The following is a 20,489-nucleotide window of genomic DNA, read 5'->3' as shown; positions in this document are numbered from 1 at the left end:
CCAGGCGCTTTCCTTGCGCGACATGGCGTGCCCTCCTGTGGCGCCGGTGGGTCGTGTGCGGATCGTGTGCACGCGACCGCAGACCCGATCTGACCCGATGTCACCCCCTCCGGCCGGGCTATCGGGCACGCCGCCGGGCTTCGCCGGAGGGCGGGGATGTCGGGGGGGCTTGCGTTCCGGGCGGGTCCGGGTCCGCCACGCCGGGTGGGGTGCAAGGCGGGGCGTGGGGGCGGGGCGCGCCTAGCGTGGGGGTATGGCTTCTGCTGCTGTGGAACTGGAGGTCGGCGGCCGGACGGTTCGGCTGACCAACCCGGACAAGGTGTACTACCCGGAGCCCGGGTACACGAAGCGGGACGTCGCCGAGTACTACCTGGCGGTCGCGCCGGGGGTGTTGCGCGGGCTGCGTGACCGGCCGACCACCTTGCAGCGGTTCCCGGACGGGGTGGAGGGCGAGTTCTTCTACCAGAAGCGCGCGCCGAAGGGGCTGCCGGAGTGGCTGCCGACGGCGCGGATCGCCTTCCCCTCGGGCCGGACGGCCGACGAGATCTGCCCGACCGAGGAGGCCGCCGTGCTGTGGGCGGCCAACCTCGGCTGCCTGACCTTCCATCCGTGGCCGGTGCGCCGCGACGACACCGAGCACCCGGACGAGCTGCGCATCGACCTTGACCCGCAGCCCGGCACCGACTTCACCGACGCCGTCCGCGCCGCGCTCCAACTCCGGCCGATCCTGGAGGAGTTCGGCCTGACGGGCTGGCCGAAGACGTCCGGCGGCCGGGGCCTGCACGTGTACGTGCCGATCGAGCCGCGCTGGACGTTCACCGACTGCCGGCACGCCGTCATCGCGCTCGGCCGCGAGCTGGAGCACCGCACCGGCGGCGAGGTGACCACCAAGTGGTGGAAGGAGGAGCGCGGCGAGCGGATCTTCGTGGACTACAACCAGATGGCCCGGGACCGCACCATCGCCTCCCCGTACTCGCTGCGCCCGCGCCCGCAGGCCACCGCCTCCGCCCCGCTGCGCTGGGAGGAGCTGGAGCAGGTCTCCCCCACCGACTTCACCCTGCGCAGCCTCCCCGAACGCTTCGCCGAACTCGGCGACCTGCACGCCGACATGGACCGGCACCGGGCCTCCCTGGACCGCGTCCTGGACCTGTACGCCCACCAGGACGCGGGCGACCTCCCCTACCCGCCCGACCACCCGAAGATGCCGGGCGAACCACGCCGGGTGCAGCCGAGCCGCGCGAAGAAGTGACGTCCCGTCAGGGGCGGGCGGGCCGGCCCGCCCGGAACTCGGCGAGGACTTCGAGGCTGCGGGCGGTGTACGGATGCTCGGCGCCCAGGGTGGCGGCCCGCCCCGCCACGACGGCCTCCATCAGCTCGACCGCCTGCTCCTGGTGGCCGGTCTCGAACCTGGTGCGCGCGTACAGCATCCGGACGGAGACAGTGAACGGGTGCAGCGGGCCGCGCTCGCGCTCGTGGTCGGCCAGCACGCCTGCCACGAGCTCGTCCGCCTCCTGGTGGCGGCCGACCTGCCAGAGCGCGAAGGCGTAGTTGTGACGGGCGGTCAGCGTGACCTCGTGCTCGGTGCCGAGCTCACGGGCACAGGTCGCCGAGAGGTCGTCCGCGGCCAGCTCCGCCCGCAGTTCCTCCACCGACAGGTACTCCAGGATCAGCGCGCGTGCCAGCAGGGTGTCCGGATGCCCCGCCCCGAGGATCTCCGCCCGTCGGGCCACCGCATGCCGGAGCAGTTCGACGCCCTCCCGCCCGCGGTCGAGCTGCAACACGGGGAAGCTCAGGCCGAACGCCGCCGTCAGGGTGTCCGGGTGGTCGTCCCCGAGGAGGCGTTGACGGGCCGTCAGGACTTGGCGGTGGATCCGCTCGGACGCCTCGAACGCGCCGAGTCGGAACAGCGCCCCGGCCTGCCGGTACCGCGCCGCGAGCACGGCCGGGTGCTCCGCGCCGAGCCGCCCGGCCGCCAGGTCGGCGGCCCCGCCGGCCAGGTCACGGGCCATCAGGTACTCGCCGGTGGCGAACAGGGCGTCGGCGAGCCGGGTGGCGGACGCGGCCGCCCGGTCCAGCACCGCCGGCAACTCGGCCCTCCGCAGCAGCGCCAGGAAGTGCGGCGCCAGCAGGGCGAGTTGGGGGTCGTGCGGCCCGGTGCGGGCGACCGTCGGCACCAGCGCGTCCAGTCGCGCTGCGGCCACCGCCGTCAGCGTGTCGAGCTGGGCGGCGGGCGTGTTGCGGGCGACGCTGTCGAGCACCAGGGCGTGGGTGCGCAGGGCGCGGACGCCGCTGTGGTCGAGTTCGGTGAGCGAGTGGTCGAGCAGTCCGCGCAGTGCCGGGTCGACCCGGGTGCGGGGCAGGTCGGGGCCGAGGTCGGCGCCGGCGAGCAGGCGCAGCGGCAGCGGGTCGGCGCCCCAGCAGGCCAGCAGGCGCAGCAGGACGCCGGCGTCGGGGAGCCCCTGGGCGGCGAGGGCGTCGAGCGAGAGCTGCCAGGTGGTGTCGAGCAGGTGGCGGTCGTCGCGGCGGGCGAGGCCGGTGGCGCCGTCGAGCGCGGCGAGGCCTTCGCCGGTGGTGAGCGAGCGGTCGTAGTCGGCGAGGCTCCAGGGGTCGAGCACCTGGTGGGCGAGGAAGCTGCCGGCGAGGGTGAGGGCGAGCGGGAGGCGTCCGAGGCGGTCGGCGACCTGGGCGGCGTCCTCGTCGCTGCCGCTCTCGGGGGCGAGGTCGCGGAGCACGGCGGCGGCGTCCTCGCGGGGCAGTACGCCGACCTGGCAGAGTTCGGCGCCGGGCCACCAGCGGGTGGCGGCCTGACGAGTGGTCACCAGGACGATGCCGCGCGGGCTGGTCCGCAGCCAGCCGCCCTCGGCGAGGACGGCCGGGTCGTCGGCGTTGTCGAGCACCAGCAGCCAGGGCCGGTCGGACCGGTCGAGCCGGTCCCAGACCAGGTCGGCGCCGGCCCGCAGGCCGCTGCGGGCGGCGACGAGTTCGGTTTCGGCGGCGCCGCGGTCGGCGGCGACGGCGAGCATGCCGGCCCGCAGGGTGGTCGCGTCGGAGGCGTTGACCCAGAGGCCGAGGCGTTCGCGCTGCGCGTGGACGTGTTCGAACAGGGCGTGGGCGACGGCGGTCTTGCCGGTGCCGCCGAGGCCGTGCAGGACGTAGACCCGGTCGCCGAGGCCGGGTTCGACGGCGGCGCGGAGCCGGTCCATCAGTTCGACCCGGTCGCGGAGGATGCGCGGGGTGTGGCCGACGGCCGGGCGGCGGACGGAGTCGGGGCCGGACCAGTCGGGGGCGGTGTGGTGGTGCTCGACGATGTGCAGGTCGCCGAGCGCCTGGTAGACCCGGCCCTGGCCGTCGGCCCGGCCGGTCATCCGGTCGTCGGTCACCGCTCGGCACGCTCGGTGACGTGGAGGGAGCTGCCGGCCTGGTAGATCCGCGCGTTGCCGCTGGCGGTCGCCTGCTGCTGGACGCCGCCGGCCGGCTGCGGTGCGTCGGGGGTGAGTTCGGCCAGCAGGGCGCGCACCTGGTCGGCGGCCGCGGGGTCGCTGGCCAGCAGGCGGCGGATCCGGCCCTGCCACTCGGCGCGCAGTTCCTCGGCGACGTCGGGATCGCCCGCGGCGTTGGCGAGTTCCTCCCGGGTGGCCTCGGCCTCGGCGACGACGGCGTCCGCCCGCCCGGGCTGGCAGCGCCGCCACAGCGCGGCGATGCCGTCGCTGGCGCGCTCCCACAGGTCGGTGGTGAAGGCGCCGATCAGCGTGGTGGCGGCGGTGCCCGCAAGGGCGATGATCTCAGGATCCACGGCTTCCCCCGGGGTTCTGCTGCTGTGCCGGTCCGGCCGCATCCTATGCGAGCAGCCGCCGGTGTGGCGCCACGATATTCGGCGCGGACGGACCCGGCTGATGCTCCGTCACCCCGGGGGCGGGGCGGGTCAGTCGAAGAGGTCGGGCTGTTCGCGGGTGATCTGGTCGTGCAGGGGCTGGTAGTTGACCCAGGCGGCGAGGTCGTTGCCGATCTGGCGGTAGGTCAGGGCGGCGTTCTCGGGCGAGATCGGGATGGTGGGGCCGGCGGCCTGGGCGAGGAGCTGGACCTGGCAGGAGCGTTCCATGGTGATGAACCACCAGGCGGCGGCGTCGACGGTGCTGCCGACGGTGAGCAGGCCGTGGTTGCGCAGGATGACGGCCTTGTGCGGGCCGAGGGCGGTGGCGATCCGCTCGCCCTCCTCCAGGTCGGTGACCAGGCCGGTGTAGTCGTCGAACAGGGTGTGGTCCTGGTAGAAGGCGCACACGTCCTGGGTGATCGGCTCCAGGGTGCGGCCGAGGGCGGACAGCGCCCGTCCGTGGGTGGAGTGGCTGTGGGCGGCGGCGACCACGTCGGGGCGGGCCCGGTGAATCGTCGAGTGGATCACGAACGCGGCCTGGTTGACGGGGTAGCGGCCCTCGACGACGGTGCCGTGGTGGTCGACCAGCACCAGGTCGCTGACCTTGACGTGCTTGAACGACATGCCGAACGGGTTGACCCAGAAGTGGTCGGTGCGCTCCGGGTCGCGGGCGGTGATGTGTCCGGCGACGCCCTCCTCGAAGCCGAGCTTGCCGAAGATCCGCAGCGCGGCGGCGAGCCGTTCCTTGCGGTGGCGGCGCTCCTCCTCGACGGTGTCGAAGGTCGGCGGCAGCCGGAATATCAGGTCGCCGGGGAGCTGGTCGATGATCGACCGGGTCTCGGACATGGGCGGTGTCCCTTCGCTGACGGTGCTTCTGCGGTTCTGACGGTGCCGCTGCGGTACCACCGGTGCTGCTGCGGTGCCGACGGTGCCGATGCCGCCCCGCCGGTGCTGCTGCGGTCCCTCCGGCGGCGCCGGCCCGTTGGCCCGCGCCGCCAATCGCGCCCAGCTCATCAGAGCCGGATCGCCGCCGCCTAGGCTGGTGCCGCCCAACGCGGACGGCGCCCGTTGTCCGCCGGGCACAATCGCGGAAGGGGTGGGCGGGGTGGACCGGTTCGTCGGGCTGGTGGCCGAGCGGACGGCGGATCCGGGCGTGCTGGCGGCGGCGGTCCGGGCCGCCCGGGCCGCGTCCGAGCTGGTCGCCGCGCTGCCGGAGCGGGAGGTGCGGCGGCACACCCGGGCGCTGCTGGACGGGGTGCGGTCGGCACTCCGGGGCGACGGCGAGCCGGGCCCGCGGGCCCTGGACGCGGCGGGCGCGCTGGGCTCGGACCGGGCCCGGCAGGGGGTGCCGGTGGCGGCGTTGCTGGACGGCTTCCAGGCGGGGCGCTCGCACCTGGTGGAGTCGGTGATCGCGGAGGGCCGGCGGCGCGGCGTCCCGGCGGACGAACTGCTGGACGGCGTGACCCGGATCGACCACATCACCATCATGCTGGCCCGCCGGATGGTGCAGGCGCACCGGGTGGCGGAGCTGGCGGCGGCCCGCACCGCCCGCGAGGAGCACCTGCTGATGCTGCGTCAGCTGCTGCACGGCGAGGCGGTGGAGACGCTCGGCGCGCCGCTGTCGCCGGGCGGCCGGTACCGGTGCGTGGTGACGGCGGTGAGCGATCCGGCCCTGGCGGGCCCGGCGGAGCAGGCGCTGACCGCGGCCGGGCCGGGCCTGTGCGGGTTCGTGGACGGCCGGCTGGCGGCGCTGACCGGTCCCGAGCCGCGGCTGCCGGCCGACGGCCCGCCGGCCGTGGTCACCCCGCCGGCCGCGCCGCAGGGTCTCGCCCCGCTGTACGCGCTGGCCCGGCAGGCCCTGCGGGCCGCCGAGGCGGCCGGTCTGACGGGCCTTCACCGGCTGGCCGACCTGGCGCTGCTCACGGCCACGCCCGCGGACGCGGACCTCGGTGCCCTGCTGGCCCGCTCGCTGCTGGGCGCCCTCGATCCGTCCGACCCGTTCCACCGGGAGCTCGCGGCGACCGCGCTGTCCCAGCTCGCGCACGGCGGCCGCACCGACCGGACGGCCGCCGAGCTGCACGTCCACCCCAACACGGTGAAGTACCGCCTGCGTCGCCTGCGCGAACTGACCGGCGGCGACCCGCTGGACGGCGGTGTCGAGCACACCGCCCACTGGTGGTGGGCCCTGCGCAGCTGGCTCGGCCGAGCAGGGCCCGGGGCCGGTCAGCTGTACCAGCGCTGGGTGTTGCCGCCGTAGCACGCCCACTGGACCAGGTTGGTGCCGTCGCTGTGGCTCCAGGACGCGTCCAGGCACTTGCCGCTGTCGACGTTGACGATCTCCCAGTAGCCGTTCACCGCGACCGTCTTCCACAGCTGGGTGTTGCCGCCGTAGCAGGCCCATTGGACGACCGCGGTGCCGTCGCTGTGGCTCCACGAGGCGTCCAGGCACTTGCCGCTGTCGGCGTTCACGAACTCGACGGCGTTGCCGACCTGGACGGCGGTCCACAGCTGGGTGTTGCCGCCGTAGCAGGCCCATTGGACGGCGGCGGTGCCGTCGCTGTGGCTCCAGGAGGCGTCCGCGCACTTGGCGCTGTCGACGTTGTGGATCTCGACCCCGCCGGCCGCCGAGGCGGTGGGTGCGGACAGGCCGAGCAGGGCGGTGGCCGTGATGCCGATGCCCACGGCGGTCGCCGTGCGGCGCAGGCGGGTTGAGGTGCGAGACATGAGCGGCCTCTTCTCGATCGGGCGGAGGTTCCCGGGCCGCACGAGTCTGGCAAACAACCGCCTCCGCCCGGATCGCCCGGTCCGGCCATTCCGCGCGCCGCGACCATGGCCGGATCCGCCGTGTCAACTCGCTTGCGGGAGGCGGGCAGTGAGGTCGACGAGGGCGTCGCGGGCGGTGCTGAGTTCGCCGATCCGGGCGTTCAGTTCGGCGAGTTGGGCGGTGAGGCGGTCGCGCACGCAGGGGTGCAGTTCGCCGTCCTCGAAGCAGGGCATCAGTTCGCGGATGGTGCGGGTGGTCAGCCCGGCGGCGAGCAGCGCCCGGATCCGGCCGACCTCGATCGGCGCGTCGGCGTCGTACTCGCGGCCGCGCGGCGGCGTTCGTCGGCGGAGAGCAGGGCGTCGACCACCTCGACCTGCTGGCCGAGTTGGTGGAGCCCTCGCGTTCCCGCCCGGGCAGCCTGGTGTACCGGCTGCACGAGCAGGAGGACGGCCGGGTCTTCCTGTACGAGCTGTGGGCGAGCCGGGCGGAGCTGGCGGCGCACCACGGGACGCAGGTGCTGAAGGACGTGCTCGCACGGCTTCCGGAGCACCTGGCGGGTGCTCCGGAAGTGTCCGAGGGCCGGCTGTACGGCGAGCCGGCCGGGCCGGCCGCCGGCGGGCGCGTCAGCTCCGCAGGAACTCGCGGTTGAGGCGGGCGATCCCGGTCAGCGGGATGCCCTTGGGGCAGGCGGTGGCGCACTCGCCGGTGTTGGTGCAGCCGCCGAAGCCCTCGGCGTCCATCGCGCCGACCATGTTCCGCACCCGGGAGGCGCGTTCGGGCGCGCCCTGCGGGAGGACGTTGAGGTGGACGACCTTGGCGGCGGTGAACAGCATCGCGGAGCCGTTGGGGCAGGCGGCGACGCAGGCCCCGCAGCCGATGCACTCGGCGTGCTCGAAGGCGAGGTCGGCGGCCTCCTTGGGGACGGCGGTGGCGTGCGCCTCGGGCGCGGAGCCGGTGGGCGCGGTGATGTAGCCGCCGGAGCCGATGATCCGGTCGAGTGCGCTGCGGTCCACCACCAGGTCGCGCACCACGGGGAACGCGCCGGCCCGCCAGGGTTCGACGTCGATGGTGTCGCCGTCCTCGAAGTGCCGCATGTGCAGCTGGCAGGTGGTGGTGCGTTCGGGGCCGTGGGCCTGGCCGTTGATGACCATGCCGCAGGCGCCGCAGATGCCTTCGCGGCAGTCGTGGTCGAAGGCGACGGGGCGGTCGCCGCGCAGGATGAGCTCCTCGTTGAGGGTGTCCAGCATCTCCAGGAAGGACATGTCCTCGCTGATCCCGGAGACCCGGTACTCCGTCATCTCGCCCGGGGTGTCCGGGCCTTGCTGGCGCCAGATGCGCAGGGTGAGGTTCACGCGTAGCTCCGCTGGGTGGGGTGGACGTGTTCGAAGAGCAGCTCTTCCTTGTGCAGGACGGGCGCGTCGCCGGTGTACTCCCAGGCGGCGGCGTAGCTGAACTCCTCGTCCCGGCGGGCGGCTTCGCCGTCGGGGGTGGCGGACTCGGTGCGGAAGTGGCCTCCGCAGGACTCGCTGCGGTGCAGCGCGTCCAGGCACATCAGCTCGGCGAGTTCGAAGTAGTCGACCAGCCGATTGGCCTTCTCCAGCGCCTGGTTGAGCTCGGCGCCGGTGCCGGGTACCTTGATCCGCCGCCAGAACTCGGCGCGCAGCTCGGGGATCCGGGCCAGCGCGTGCCGCAGTCCGGCCTCGTCGCGGGCCATTCCGCAGTTGTCCCAGAGGAGTTCGCCGAGTTCGCGGTGGAAGGAGTCGGGGGTGCGGTCGCCGTCGACGGCGAGGATCAGGTGGAGCCGGTCGGTCACCTCGGCCTCCACCTCGGCGAGTTCGGGGTGGTCCGCGGGGACGGGGTCCAACCTGGTGCGGCCCAGGTAGTCGTTGAGGGTGGGCGGCAGCACGAAGTAGCCGTCGGCGAGGCCCTGCATGAGGGCGCTCGCGCCGAGCCGGTTGGCGCCGTGGTCGGAGAAGTTGGCCTCGCCGATCGCGAACAGGCCGGGGACGGTGGTCTGCAGGTCGTAGTCCACCCACAGGCCGCCCATGGTGTAGTGGATCGCCGGGTAGATCCGCATCGGCACGGTGTACGGGTCCTCGGCGGTGATCCGCTGGTACATCTCGAACAGGTTGCCGTACTTGGCCTCGACGGCGGCCCGGCCGAGCCGGGCGATGGCGTCGGCGAAGTCCAGGTACACGCCCTGCCCACCGGGGCCGACGCCGCGGCCCTCGTCGCAGACCACCTTGGCGGCGCGGGAGGCGATGTCGCGCGGCACCAGGTTGCCGAACGCCGGGTAGATCCGCTCCAGGTAGTAGTCCCGCTCGTCCTCGGGGATCTGCCCGGGCGGCCGGGTGTCGCCCTTGGCCTTCGGCACCCAGATCCGGCCGTCGTTGCGCAGCGACTCGCTCATCAGGGTCAGCTTCGACTGGTGGTCGCCGGAGCGCGGGATGCAGGTCGGGTGGATCTGCGTGAAGCACGGGTTGGCGAAGTAGGCGCCGCGCCGGTGCGCGCGCCAGATCGCCGTCGCGTTGGAGTTCTTGGCGTTGGTGGACAGGTAGAAGACGTTGCCGTAGCCGCCGGTGGCGAGCACCACCGCGTCCGCCAGGTGGGAGGTGATCTCGCCGGTGACCAGGTCGCGGGCGACGATGCCGCGGGCCCGGCCGTCGACCACGATCAGGTCGAGCATCTCGGTGCGGGCGTGCAACTCGACGTTCCCGGCGGCGATCTGACGGGACAGTGCCTGGTAGGCGCCGAGCAGCAGCTGCTGGCCGGTCTGGCCGCGGGCGTAGAAGGTGCGGGAGACCTGGACGCCGCCGAACGAGCGGGTGTCGAGCAGGCCGCCGTACTCGCGGGCGAACGGGACGCCCTGCGCCACGCACTGGTCGATGATCTCCACCGAGACCTGCGCCAGGCGGTGCACGTTGGACTCGCGGGCGCGGAAGTCGCCGCCCTTGACGGTGTCGTAGAACAGCCGGCGGATCGAGTCGCCGTCGTTGCGGTAGTTCTTCGCCGCGTTGATGCCGCCCTGAGCGGCGATCGAGTGGGCGCGGCGCGGGGAGTCCTGGAAGCAGAACTGGACGACGTGGTAGCCCTGTTCGGCCAAGGTGGCGCCGGCGGCGCCGCCGGCCAGGCCGGTGCCGACCACGATCACCCGGTGCTTGCGGCGGTTCGCGGGGTTGACCAGCTTGGCCTCGAACCGCCGCCGGTCCCACCGCTGTTCGATCGGCCCGGCCGGGGCCCGGGTGTCGGCGATCGGCTCGCCGACGGTGTAGTCGAGGTAGCTCATCGGGGCCTCTCCCGCGTTCGTGTGGTGGTCGTTCATCGGACCAGTCCCGCCATCACGGCGACCGGCACCGACAGGAACCCGGCGGTCAGCAGCAACGCCAGCCCGTTCGCGGCGGCCTTCAACGCCCGGTCGCGGCGCGGGTTGTTGACGCCGAGGGTCTGCGCGGCGCTCCAGAAGCCGTGCCGGACGTGCAGGCCGAGCGCGAGCATCGCCACGCAGTAGATCCCGCCGCCGTACCAGGTCGAGAACGAGGCCACGATGTTCTGGTACGGGTGCCCCTCCTCGGCGGCCGGGTTCACCGTCAGCGTGGTCAGGTCGAGGATGTGCCAGACGACGAACAGGCCGAGGATCACCCCGCCCCAGCGCATCGTCCGGGTCGCGTACGTGCTCTGCCGGCGGCGGTGCACGTACTGCTGCGGGCGGGCCTTCAGGTCGCGGCGGCTCAGCTGGTAGGCGGCGACGCCGTGCGTGACCACGGCCGCGAGCAGCACGGGCCGGGCCAGCCAGAGGAACCAGCCGTGGTGCAGCACCGGCTGGCCGATGGTGCGCAGCCAGTGCGCGTAGCCGTTGAGGTCGTCGGGGCCGAAGAACACCTTGAGGTTGCCCAGCATGTGGGCCACCAGGTAGGCGAGCATCAGCAGTCCGCTGACGGCCATGACCGCCTTCTTGCCGACGGAGCTGCGCCAGAGCGCCGCCGCCCGGGACGGGGGCCGGCCAGGGGCCGCGGGGGTCCGGTTCGCCCGGTTCGTCCGGGTCGCAGAAGCCATGAGCATGACGGTAGGCCCGGCGCGCAGCCAGTGTCCAAGACATGAAAGCGCGGCTCACGATAGGGAATGCCTATGATGGCCGGTGTGCAGTTGCAGCAGCTCACCTACTTCGTCGCGGTCGCCGACGCCCGGCACTTCACCCGGGCCGCCGAGCTGACCCACGTGTCGCAGCCCTCCCTCTCGCAACAGATCCGGTCGCTGGAGAAGGAGTTGGGGGCGGAGCTGTTCCACCGCTCGCGCTCCGGCACCTCGCTCACCGACGCCGGGCAGGCGCTGCTGCCGCTGGCCCGGCGCATCCTCGCGGACGCGGAGAGCGCCCGGCGGGCCGTCGCCGAGACCGTCCAACTGCGCCGCGGCCGGGTCCGGTTCGGCGCGCCGCCCTCGCTCTGCGCCAGCCTGGTGCCGGAGGTGCTGCGCGCCTACCGCGCCCGGCACCCCGGGGTGGACCTGCGCCTGACCGAGGGCGGCTCGCGCGACCTGGTCCGCGACCTGGAGGCCGGCGAACTCGACCTCGCACTGGTCATCGCCGCGCCGTCGGCCGCCCCCGCCGGGCTCTCCGTCACCCCGCTGCTGCACGAGGACCTGGTACTGGTCTCCGCCGAGCCGCTCCCCCGCCGCCGGGCCCGGATCACCGACCTGCGGGGCCGGGCCTGGTGATGTTCCGCGAGGGCTACGACGTCCGCGAGACCACCCTCGCCGCGTGCCGGGCGGCCGGCTTCGCGCCCTCGTACGCCGTCGAGGGCGGCGAGATGGACGCCGTCCTGGCCGCCGTCCGGGCCGGCCTCGGCCCCGCCGTCGTCCCCGGCATGGTCGCCGCCCGCTCCGGCCTGGCCGCCGCTCCCTTCGCCCCGCCCGGCCTCGGCCGCACCATCGCCCTCGCGCACGGCCGCGAACTCCCCCTCACCCGGGCCGCCGACGCCTTCCGCGACACCCTGCTCGCCTACCTCCTCGACGCCGACCGCACCGGCTCCCTCCCCCCGGGCACCCGCCTCCTGCCGCCCGGCTGACCGGCGCGGCCCGGCATCACGGCGGCCCGGTGGTCACAGCGCCACGGCGCCACGGCGGCCCCGTGCTCACAGCGTCAGGGCGTCAGGGCGTCACGGATAGCCGAACGGCTGCAGGATCGGCCCGCAGACGTGCCACTCGTCGCCGCCCTCGCTGGCGTGGTGGTCTAGGTGGGCGCACCACCACAGCACGACGTCCTGGCCGTCGACGCTCTCGCCGTTGACCTGGGTGCCGAGCTGGTCGTCGAAGGCCGTGCCCAGCCGGCCGCGCAGGTCCTCGCCGCCGTGGTACTGGGTGACGGCCGCGTCGATCCGGCCGAAGCCGTCGGCCGTGCCGTCGAACGGGCCCGGCGCGATGGTGTACCCCTGCAGGTGGCCGAACGGGTTCGACTTGTTCAGCACCGCGTAGGTGTCGCGCGGCGAGTGCGCGGCCAGCGTCTCCACCGTGTACGGGAACCAGCCGGGGCCCCAGCCCCAGTCGGTGCCCACCGGAAGGTGTTCCAGCGCAAGGTTGTTGGACGCCCCGACCACGTCGAAGTCGAACCGCCAGTAGACGTGGTGCCGATGGTTGTACGGGGCCTGCAGGCCGGCGCTGTACAGCTGCGGCAGGATGATGCCGTCGCTGCGGAAGATCCACCGGTTCGTCAGCCGGTAGTGGCCGATCTCGTGGTAGCTCTCCACCACCAGGAACCTGAACGTCGGTGCGGGGCTTCCCTCGTAGACCTTGACCGGCCCCTGCATGTTCCCGGTGCTCAGCTGGTCCTTGTACGGGCCGGCCGGGCCGTCGTACTGCACCCGGATCATCGGGAGGCTGGCCTTGTGCAGCACCAGCCGGTCCTTGTAGGTGAGGCCGTAGAAGGCGATGGCCTCGCTGTCGCCGTCGACCATCTGCCAGCTGAACCTCCACACCGGGGCCTCGGGGGGCCACGCGACACTGCCGGAGACCGTGGTCATGACGCACCTCCGTCGGCGGCGGGGACCGGACCGCAGCGGACCACGTCCTGGTCCGTCAGGTCGACCACCGCGAACGCCCTCGGCAGCCGCTCGGTCATCGGACCGAACCGCAGGTCGACCATCCGGTGCCCGTGCCGGGGGCTGCGGAAGTCGACCTCGTCCACCACGATCCCCGACCCGCTGTCCAGGTCGCTCTCGTACGCCCCCAACCTGCCGTCCTGCCGGACGAGTTCGACGGCCCGGCGCTCCTCCGCGGTCGTCAGCTGCGGCTGGTAGCGCCGGCGGCGCACCTCCGCGACCCGGCCGGCCGCGAGGTCGACCACCGCCTCGACGGCGAGGTTCTCCGTGTAGTCGTAGATGATCACGATCGGATGGTGGGCGCTCCGGTCGGCGGCTCCGGAGCCCACGCCGATGACTTCGTGGCGCCGCCCCGCGAGCTCCCGGGAGACCTCCTCGGAGTGCAGCGCCAGCTCCGTCGCGCGCCGGCTTCCCGCCTCGGAGACGATCGGCGCGGTCTCCTCGACGGCGACCGGCGTGGTGGTCACCGACTGCACCCGGTCCCGGAAGTCCGGGGCGTCGGAGAAGGGCGGATCGAGAATCGGCCCCAGATTGATCCCCCCTGCATCGGACAGGCCTGGCGGAGGCAGCATGTATTCGCCGGACATGACGAACCCTTCGGCTGATACGGAATTCCGGCGTGAAAGAGGCAGCACGGCATCCGGGACTCGGCCGTCGACGTGCGATGCCTCGTCAACGCGTCGTCCCACCAACGACGTTGGCCCTGGTGGAACAGGCACGCCTTCACCCGCAATCGGCTCCCACGGAATGGGATTGCCTCCATCAGGATCCCACTTTGCCCATCCTTTGAAAAGCCGCGACGACTGAACGGCCACGACGCCCCGCACCGGCCCGGCAGTGAATTCGCCCCCGGTTTGCGCGAATTCACCGGCCCCCACCGGCCGCCCGCTCCGGACGAGCGCCTAGAGTGGTGCCCCGAACGGCAGTTGGACGTGGTGGATCGATGGAGAGGCGGCCTCGGATGTCCGGCAGTGTGGTGGCGGTCAGCAGTAACGGCGAGTACTCGTTCACCAAGCCCACGCGGGGCGAGATCCGGTTGCTGGAGGGGCTCGGGGTGGAGGGCGACGTGCACGCCGGGGTCACCGTCAAGCACCGGTCCCGGATCGCCAAGGACCCGACGGTGCCGAACCTGCGGCAGGTGCACCTGATCCACGCCGAGCTGTTCGAGGAGCTGGCGGCGGCCGGATTCGCCGTCGCCCCGGGCGAGTTGGGCGAGAACGTCACCACGAGCGGGGTGGACCTGCTGGGCCTGCCGGTCGGCGCGCTGCTGCACCTCGGCGCGGAGGCGGTGGTGGAGGTGACCGGGCTGCGCAATCCGTGCGCGCAGATCGACGACTTCCGGCACGGGCTGCTCAAGCAGGTGGTGCACCGCGACGAGAACGGCGGCCTGGTCCGCAAGGCCGGCATCATGGGCGTGGTCCGCGCCGGCGGGCCGGTCCGCCCCGGCGACGCCGTCACGGTCACTCTGCCGGACGGGCCGCACCGTCCGCTGGAGCGCGTCTGACCCGGCACCGGGGGGCGGCGCCCGGCGTCAGTCGTCGATCCGGACCAGGGCGATGGTGATGTTGTCCGGGCCGCCCGCGCGGATCGCGGCGCGCCAGAGTTCGACCACGGCGTGCTGGTCGTCGTCCTCCGCGTCGCCGTCTGCGGTCACGGCCGCCCACTCCTCCGGCGGCACCGGGTCGCTCAGCCCGTCGGTGCACAGCAGGTAGCGGGCGCCGGGGCGGACAGGGAGGCTGGTCACGTGCGGGCGCAGCGCGTCGCGCGGGGTCGCGCCGCCGAGGACGCTGGTGACCAGGTGGGTGGTGCGCTGTCCGGGGGCGAGCGGCGGACTGTCGTCGGTGCTGAGCAACCGCGGTTCGGCGTCGGTGAGTTCGTAGACCCGGCTGTCGCCGACGTTGAACACCAGCACGGAGTCGCCGGTCAGCGCCAGCCCGGCCACGGTGGTGCTCATGCCGGCCAGCGTGGGGTCGGCGTCGGCCGCGTCGTGCAGCGCCGTGTGGCAGGCCTGCAGCGCCTCGGTCACGGACTGCTCGTCGGTCAGTTCCGTTCCGGTGGCGGCCAGTTGACCGGCGGTGAGCGAGGAGGCCAGGTCGCCGCCCGGGTGTCCGCCCAGGCCGTCGGCGACCGCCACCGTCACGGCGCTGTCGCCCAGCGGGAAGTAGAAGGTCTGCGGGCTGTCGGTCGCCGTCGCGCAGAGCGTCCACGGCCCGACCGCCACACTGTCCTCGTTGTGGCTGCGCACCACTCCCGTGTGACTGAGCACGCTCACCGCGACGACCGGCACGACCGTCCACCTCTCCTCGGCCTCTCCCGCTCGCACCCCTGTGGTGCGGCGTGGCCCCAAGCGAAGCACACCCGAACGGGAGGCCCACGAGGAGGGCCGCCGGTGCGCGCGGTGGTCAGCGCGCCTGCCGGCGGCCGGGTGGGTCAGGCGTTTCCGCTGCCGCTGCGCGACCAGCCGCGCCGCTCGCCCTCGTCGATCAGCAGCCGGCCGGCCTTCCACAGCTCCGCCGAGGCGTCGCCGATCACCGCCTTCCGGGCCCGCACGTCGTCCGCCGTCACCCCGGGCGTGCGCCACGTCCCGCCGCGGGCCATCCAGTTGAGCAGCAGCGGCTGCAGCCGGTCCATCGCCTTCGCGAACCGCGCCTCCGGCGTGCGACGCTCCTCGAACTCGTCCCACAGCTCCCGCAGCCGCCGCCCCTGGTCCTCCGGCAGCAGCCCGAACAGCTCGTCCGCCGCCACCGTCTCGCGCTCCGCCTGGTCGACGCCCGCCGCCGGGTCGTACAGCGGCGTGTCCCCGGCGTAGATCTCCACCAGGTCGTGCAGCAGTACGAGTTGAACGGTGTGGCCGACGTCGATCGGCTCGTCCGCGTACTCGGCGAGGAGCGGCACCATCATCGCCAGGTGCCAGGAGTGCTCGGCGTCGTTCTCCCGCCGCTCGGCGGCCACCAGCGGCGACTGCCGCAGGATCGTCTTCAACCGGTCGATCTCGACCAGGAACGTGAACTGGGCGTGCAGCCGCTCGTCGAGGCCGTCGGGAAAGGGCGTGCGGTCCACCAGCAGGGGCCGGGATTCGTCGCTCATGAGGCCCATCCTGCCACCCGCTCATGCACTTTGGCCCTCCACCATCACCGTTCCCGCCACGGTTCCGGCCGGTGCCGGCCGGTCTGCTGGTGTCGGCTGCGACGCACCGGCGCCCGGCGGGCGGGGTTCCCGCCGGGCGGCTTACCTGCGGCTCTACTCGCCGCTCCAGGTGGCGCCCGCGCCGGTGAAGGATCCGCGGACACCGGTTTCGTCGGCCCAGACCCAGAAGTCGGAGTGGCTGACTCCGTCCGGCGAGACACTGGACTGCGTGCCCGCGACACCGGCACCGTCCTCGTTGGCGACAAACTGGCCCTTGCCGAAGTTCGCGTCCAGGCCTTCCTGGGCGGAGGCGAGTCCGGCACAGCCGAGCACCAGCGGGACTGCGAGGGCGCCGACGGCCAGGACACGCTTGACAGCACGCACGAGAGATTCCTCCGAGAGGCTCGATCGGTGGCGGAGCACGGGAGTGGCCCTGCCGGCACCAGACAGTCACGGGATTCAGCGGCCAGCAATCAGCCATGCGTGTACTCCTGACGGTGCGTCATGGAATCTCCGCGCCTGTGCGGGCCGGGCGGATCGAAGGTTCACCCGTGGGGCGGTCCTCCGGAAGGCGCAGGCCCGATGGACACCGGGACGGCCGGCACCGGGGTGCAGCCCATCACGCCCCGCACCGGTGGCTGACCGCCCCTCGGGCAGCCGGGTCGATACGATTCCGGCGGGGACGGGCGAGCCGAGGGGGCAACGGAATGTCGGTGGTGGCGACGGCGGCAGGGCTCGTTGCGCGGTTGGTGGCGAAGCCGCTCACCGACGCGGCGATGCGGCGCGAGGAAGTGCTTCGCGTGCTCAGGGCCGTGAAGCTCGATCCGCGCCAACCGCCCCGGGACTTCGACAGCATCTACACCATCGCCCTGATCGAGTACTGCACCGGGCGCGCGGAGTCGGTGCTCGCCGTCTTCCGGAACAGCTACGTGCTGGACGCGTTCCGCCGGTCCTTCCACGACCACGACTGGTCGCGGCTGCGGCGCGAGATCACCGAGGCGGTCGAACGCAACCGGGAGACCGGCGAGTTCGGGCATCTCGACCACGGCTTCGACGAGCACGTGGACGGCTTCGTCGCCGCGTTCGACTCGGTGCTGGATCGCAGCCGGACGCCGCACGAAGTCCGGTCCGACGCCAAGCTCGACGCCCTGCTGGAGCAGGCGGGCCGGACCCGTGACGGGGAGGAGCAGCACCGGCTGCGCATCGAGCCGGCGCGCTCCCGCCTGACGCCCGCTCAGCGACTCGCCCAGGACTCCACGGAGTGGTTCCGCGCCGTCGGCTACGGGATCCACCGCGAGTGGCCGGCCCCGGACGGCAGCGTGGCGCTGCTGGTGGACATTCCCCGGCTGCGTCCCGGCCAGTTCGACCGCATGCTGATGCTGTGCGTGGAAGGGGAGTTGGGCCCGCACCACCTGAACCTGCTGTCCGGGCTGACCGAGCAGCACCGGGCCGCCGAGGGCTGGGGCATCGCCCGGCTCCGGGTCAGCGCAGCAGCGCGCGCGGCGGCGGACCGCAGCGGAAACCGCCTGTACGCCTACGCGTTCGACGACCTGATCGACCTGGTGGCCGACTTCGAGCCGTACCTCACGTGTGTGGAGGAGGAGGTGCGGCGGCGCGGCATCGACACCCGCTACGTGCCGCTGTCCTGCGAGAAGGCCGAGGTCGACCCGGCCACCGGGCAGCCGATCGCCACCAGCGGCTACAGCTGGAAGAGCGGCGGCCTGGACGACTACGTGGCCCGCTGGCTGGACGAGCCGGCCAAGCAACACCTCTCCGTGCTGGGCGAGTTCGGCATGGGCAAGTCCTGGTTCGCGCTGCACCTGGCGCACACCATGGTCCGGGCGTGGCGGGACGCCAAGCGCCGCGGCGTGCCGCGGCCCCGGATCCCGCTGCTGATACCGCTGCGCGACTACGCCAAGCAGACCACCGTGCAGGGCCTGTTGGCCGAGTTCTTCTTCAACAAGCACAAGATCAACGTGGGCAACTCCGACGTGGTGCAGGTGCTCAACCGGATGGGCCGGCTGCTGCTGATCTTCGACGGCTTCGACGAGATGGCGGCCCGCACCGACCGCCACACCGTGGTCGCCAACTTCTGGGAACTCGCCACGGTGGTCGAGCCCGGCAGCAAGGTCCTGCTCAGCAGCCGCAAGGAACACTTCCGCCACGCCCAGGAGGCCCGCGACCTCTTCAGCGCCAAGGTGGGCCTGCCCCGCGCCGGCAGCGCACCGGACGGCCCCGTCTTCGACATCGTCGACCTGGTGCCTTTCGACGACGAGCAGGTCGAGCGGCTGCTGTCGTTCGGGCTCGGCGAACAGCAGGTCCGGATGGTGATGGGGCACGCCGACGTTCGTGAGCTGATGCGTCGTCCGGTCATGTCGGAGCTGGTGGTCGACGCACTGCCGGAGATCGAGCAGGGTGCGGAGATCGACCTCGCCCGGATCTACCTGTACGCGATCCGCCGGAAGATGGACCGCGACATCCACGCCGAACGGACCTTCACCTCCCGCGCGGACAAGCTGTACTTCCTGTGCGAGGTCGCGTGGAAGATGCTCGACGACGGGAAGCTGAGCCTCAACTACCGCGACTTCCCCGAGCATCTGCGTTCCTGCTTCGGCCCGGTGGTCGCCAGTGCCAAGGATCTGGACTACTGGGAGCAGGACATGCGCAACCAGGGCATGTTCGTGCGGGACGCCGAGGGCAACTACGGGCCGTCGCACAAGTCGCTGCTGGAGTTCCTGGTCGCGTTCAAGTTCGCCGCCGAACTCGGTCTGCTGACGGACGACTTCCTCGCGGCTGTCCAGCCTGCCGAGCAGCCGTCGGGGGGAGTCGATGCCGAGTGGACCTGGTCCGGCTATTTTGCGGCCCGGTCTCCGGAGGGTGTCCTGCCGGCCCTCGGGCGGTTCGTCGCCGAGCCGATCGAACGGCTCGACGACACGTTCGGCGAAATGTTGACCGAGTCCGCGGTCCTCCGCTTCCTCAGCTCGATCGTCAAGTCCCACCCCGGTTACCAGGACCGACTTCTGGACAACGCTCGGGCAACCAGGGACACCGCTCCCGGCATGAGCTGGTTCGTCGCCAACTGCCTCAACCTCCTCGTCACCACCGGCCGCAGTCTGGCGGGACTCGATCTCAGTGGGCTCGACCTCGAAGGCCTCGGTCTTGGGGTTCCGGACGTCGAGCTCAGGTTGGCCGGGGCGGGTCTGCGCGGCGCGCGGCTCCGCAACCTCTGGCTGGACCGGGCCGACCTCGTGGGAGTCGACCTGCGCGGAGCGCAGATCCTCGACACCTCGGTGCTCGGCGACGAGGAGGTCGACGGTCCGTACGTCGGGGGGTTGGTGGCTGCCGACGGCACACTGGTCGTCGCGGGTGACGGGGTCCTGCTCTGGCCCGGCGGACGGCTGGCGGCGACTCCGCACCACGTGTCGGCGTACGTGACCAGCGCCCTCCAGTTGCAGCGGTGGGACACTGACACGGTCAGGGTGGGCCGCAGACTGATCGACCTGCACACCGGGAGGATCACCGCGATCACGCGAAGTGGCGCCTCCTCGCTGGCCGTTCACGACGGCCGGCACCGGGCGCTGACCTTCACCGAATCGCCCACGCCCCGATTCGTCCTCACCGACCCCGAGTCCGGGGCGTCCGCAGGAGAGATCGTGCTGCCGACCGAGGAGGAGGACTACTACGCCGCCGTGCCCGGCAGCGGTGGCCTGTGCCTTCTGACGGTGGACCAGGATTCCCTCCGGTTCCTCGTGGCCGACCACGCGGCTTCCGGGGGATGGCGGCTGCTGGAGAACACCTCCATGGGGGGCGGACCCAACCGTCGTGTCGGGCTGACCCCGGGCTCGGAGAGCATCATGCTATATGTCGACGGCACACCCGTGGCGGTCGCCGACAGCACCACGGAGAGCGCCCTCCTCGACCCGGACGGGCTCTCCTTCCCGTTCCTGAAGGACACTCGCTTCGACACGTTCGTCTTCCGCGCGGCCTCCGGGATGGCGGCGGCGGCCGTGTCCGACCGCGGTCTCTGCGGCTGGCGGCCCGGCAGCCCCGCCACCGAACCGTCGTGGGAGGTCCCCGTGCCCGCCCTCGGCGTCCAGAGCCTCTTCGCCCCGCCCTCCGGCGACCGCCTCGGGGTCCTGACCCGCCTCGGCGAGCTCTGGCTGCTCGACTTCCGCACCGGCGAGCTGCTCGACCACGCCGCCCTCACCGACCGGCTGCATGGGGCCCGGTTCTCCCGGGACTGCGGGCTCGACCTCGCCACCCTCGAAGCGATCGTCCGCCTCGGCGGCATCGTGTCCGACTGAGATCACCGGCCCCTGACGCCCCCTCAGTCGGCTGCGCCGACCGGGGGGTGCGGCGATGCGGTCGCGCCGACTCGGTGCTAGCGGTGCCGCAACGACGCGTACGTGGTCGAGTCCTTCCGATGCTCCTTCGAACGGCGGGGCCTGGCCCGGGTGCGTCGCGAGGTCGCCGCGGCGGCCGGGACGGCTCTCACTCCTGGCACTTCGCCAGCTCGGCGCGGCCGCGGACTCCGTACTGGCGGAAGAGGCGGGTCAGGTTGGCCTCGACGGCTTTGACGGAGAGGTGGAGGGTGGCGGCGATCTCGCGGTTGGTGGCGCCGGACCGGATCAGGGCGAGG

Annotated in this window: 18 protein-coding genes and 1 pseudogene; 6 read left to right on the top strand and 13 right to left on the bottom strand. The window is 72.9% G+C overall.

What is annotated here, in order from left to right; genetic code table 11:
• Nucleotides 1-253 precede the first annotated feature (253 nt).
• The gene (gene ligD / locus KCH_RS34225; protein WP_208866020.1) at nt 254-1,249 is read left to right on the top strand and encodes a non-homologous end-joining DNA ligase; all 996 of its coding nucleotides are present in this window, start codon (nt 254-256) and stop codon (nt 1,247-1,249) included.
• Nucleotides 1,250-1,256: 7 nt separating this feature from the next.
• On the opposite strand, the gene KCH_RS34220 is transcribed toward ligD, so the two are convergent.
• From KCH_RS34220 to KCH_RS34210, 3 genes are all read right to left on the bottom strand, one after another.
• Nucleotides 1,257-3,380 carry a tetratricopeptide repeat protein gene (locus KCH_RS34220; RefSeq protein WP_341865454.1) on the bottom strand — a complete coding sequence of 708 codons (2,124 nt, stop codon included), beginning with the start codon at nt 3,378-3,380 and terminating at the stop codon, nt 1,257-1,259.
• On the bottom strand, nt 3,377-3,793 hold the full coding sequence (locus KCH_RS34215) for a hypothetical protein (RefSeq protein ID WP_035869720.1): 417 nt from the start codon (nt 3,791-3,793) through the stop codon (nt 3,377-3,379). Before KCH_RS34215 ends, KCH_RS34220 begins: the two co-directional genes overlap by 4 nt.
• A 129-nt stretch (nt 3,794-3,922) precedes the next feature.
• A complete protein-coding gene (locus KCH_RS34210) occupies nt 3,923-4,717 on the bottom strand; it encodes a class II aldolase/adducin family protein (RefSeq protein ID WP_035869719.1) in 795 nt (264 codons plus the stop codon).
• A gap of 259 nt (nt 4,718-4,976) precedes the next feature.
• Here KCH_RS34210 and KCH_RS34205 point away from each other — a divergent pair, with 259 nt between their 5' ends.
• On the top strand, nt 4,977-6,128 hold the full coding sequence (locus KCH_RS34205) for a PucR family transcriptional regulator (protein WP_051654094.1): 1,152 nt from the start codon (nt 4,977-4,979) through the stop codon (nt 6,126-6,128).
• On the opposite strand, the gene KCH_RS34200 is transcribed toward KCH_RS34205, so the two are convergent.
• Both KCH_RS34200 and KCH_RS34195 read right to left on the bottom strand, forming a co-directional pair.
• Nucleotides 6,095-6,595, bottom strand: a complete 501-nt coding sequence (locus KCH_RS34200) for an RICIN domain-containing protein (RefSeq protein WP_157032319.1) — start codon at nt 6,593-6,595, stop codon at nt 6,095-6,097. The two genes, KCH_RS34205 and KCH_RS34200, sit on opposite strands and share 34 nt — an antisense overlap.
• 123 nt (nt 6,596-6,718) lie before the next feature.
• Nucleotides 6,719-6,910: a MerR family DNA-binding protein gene (locus KCH_RS34195; RefSeq protein WP_279635951.1), complete on the bottom strand. Its 192-nt coding sequence runs from the start codon at nt 6,908-6,910 to the stop codon at nt 6,719-6,721.
• A gap of 98 nt (nt 6,911-7,008) precedes the next feature.
• Here KCH_RS34195 and KCH_RS34190 point away from each other — a divergent pair, with 98 nt between their 5' ends.
• On the top strand, nt 7,009-7,284 hold the full coding sequence (locus KCH_RS34190) for an antibiotic biosynthesis monooxygenase (RefSeq protein WP_084224086.1): 276 nt from the start codon (nt 7,009-7,011) through the stop codon (nt 7,282-7,284).
• Here the strand turns inward: KCH_RS34190 and KCH_RS34185 are convergent.
• Genes KCH_RS34185 through KCH_RS34175 form a run of 3 tightly spaced genes read right to left on the bottom strand, consistent with a single transcriptional unit; the run spans nt 7,259 to nt 10,688 of the window.
• On the bottom strand, nt 7,259-7,987 hold the full coding sequence (locus KCH_RS34185) for a succinate dehydrogenase/fumarate reductase iron-sulfur subunit (protein ID WP_035869718.1): 729 nt from the start codon (nt 7,985-7,987) through the stop codon (nt 7,259-7,261). The two genes, KCH_RS34190 and KCH_RS34185, sit on opposite strands and share 26 nt — an antisense overlap.
• Nucleotides 7,984-9,921: a fumarate reductase/succinate dehydrogenase flavoprotein subunit gene (locus KCH_RS34180; protein WP_035875068.1), complete on the bottom strand. Its 1,938-nt coding sequence runs from the start codon at nt 9,919-9,921 to the stop codon at nt 7,984-7,986. Before KCH_RS34180 ends, KCH_RS34185 begins: the two co-directional genes overlap by 4 nt.
• A gap of 32 nt (nt 9,922-9,953) precedes the next feature.
• On the bottom strand, nt 9,954-10,688 hold the full coding sequence (locus KCH_RS34175; protein ID WP_035875066.1) for a succinate dehydrogenase cytochrome b subunit: 735 nt from the start codon (nt 10,686-10,688) through the stop codon (nt 9,954-9,956).
• Between the two features lie 84 nt (nt 10,689-10,772).
• Between KCH_RS34175 and KCH_RS34170 the strand changes: the two are divergent.
• Nucleotides 10,773-11,695 (top strand): annotated as a pseudogene (locus tag KCH_RS34170) (LysR family transcriptional regulator).
• A 90-nt stretch (nt 11,696-11,785) separates the two neighbouring features.
• Here KCH_RS34170 and KCH_RS34165 read toward each other — a convergent pair.
• Nucleotides 11,786-12,646: a hypothetical protein gene (locus KCH_RS34165; RefSeq protein WP_035869716.1), complete on the bottom strand. Its 861-nt coding sequence runs from the start codon at nt 12,644-12,646 to the stop codon at nt 11,786-11,788.
• Entirely contained in the window at nt 12,643-13,191 is a 549-nt protein-coding gene (locus KCH_RS34160) for a hypothetical protein (RefSeq protein ID WP_157032318.1), read from the bottom strand. Before KCH_RS34160 ends, KCH_RS34165 begins: the two co-directional genes overlap by 4 nt.
• Before the next feature lie 494 nt (nt 13,192-13,685).
• Here KCH_RS34160 and KCH_RS34155 point away from each other — a divergent pair, with 494 nt between their 5' ends.
• The gene (locus tag KCH_RS34155; protein ID WP_035869714.1) at nt 13,686-14,228 is read left to right on the top strand and encodes an MOSC domain-containing protein; all 543 of its coding nucleotides are present in this window, start codon (nt 13,686-13,688) and stop codon (nt 14,226-14,228) included.
• A gap of 27 nt (nt 14,229-14,255) precedes the next feature.
• Here the strand turns inward: KCH_RS34155 and KCH_RS34150 are convergent, their stop codons facing one another.
• The 3 genes from KCH_RS34150 to KCH_RS34140 form a co-directional block, all read right to left on the bottom strand.
• Nucleotides 14,256-15,011 (bottom strand): PP2C family protein-serine/threonine phosphatase, encoded by a 756-nt coding sequence (locus tag KCH_RS34150; RefSeq protein ID WP_035869713.1) that lies wholly within the window; start codon nt 15,009-15,011, stop codon nt 14,256-14,258.
• Between the two features lie 143 nt (nt 15,012-15,154).
• Nucleotides 15,155-15,811 (bottom strand): HD domain-containing protein, encoded by a 657-nt coding sequence (locus KCH_RS34145; protein ID WP_035869712.1) that lies wholly within the window; start codon nt 15,809-15,811, stop codon nt 15,155-15,157.
• Between the two features lie 153 nt (nt 15,812-15,964).
• Nucleotides 15,965-16,234: a hypothetical protein gene (locus KCH_RS34140; protein ID WP_035869709.1), complete on the bottom strand. Its 270-nt coding sequence runs from the start codon at nt 16,232-16,234 to the stop codon at nt 15,965-15,967.
• Between the two features lie 95 nt (nt 16,235-16,329).
• Between KCH_RS34140 and KCH_RS38255 the strand changes: the two genes are divergently transcribed.
• Nucleotides 16,330-20,154 carry an NACHT domain-containing protein gene (locus KCH_RS38255; protein WP_425268864.1) on the top strand — a complete coding sequence of 1,275 codons (3,825 nt, stop codon included), beginning with the start codon at nt 16,330-16,332 and terminating at the stop codon, nt 20,152-20,154.
• The last annotated feature ends 335 nt before the right edge of the window (nt 20,155-20,489 follow it).

The organism is Kitasatospora cheerisanensis KCTC 2395, assembly GCF_000696185.1.
Classification (GTDB): Bacteria; Actinomycetota; Actinomycetes; order Streptomycetales; family Streptomycetaceae; genus Kitasatospora; species Kitasatospora cheerisanensis.
The sequence above is the reverse complement of the archived record's forward strand: the minus strand, read 5'-3'. Positions and strand labels throughout refer to the sequence as shown.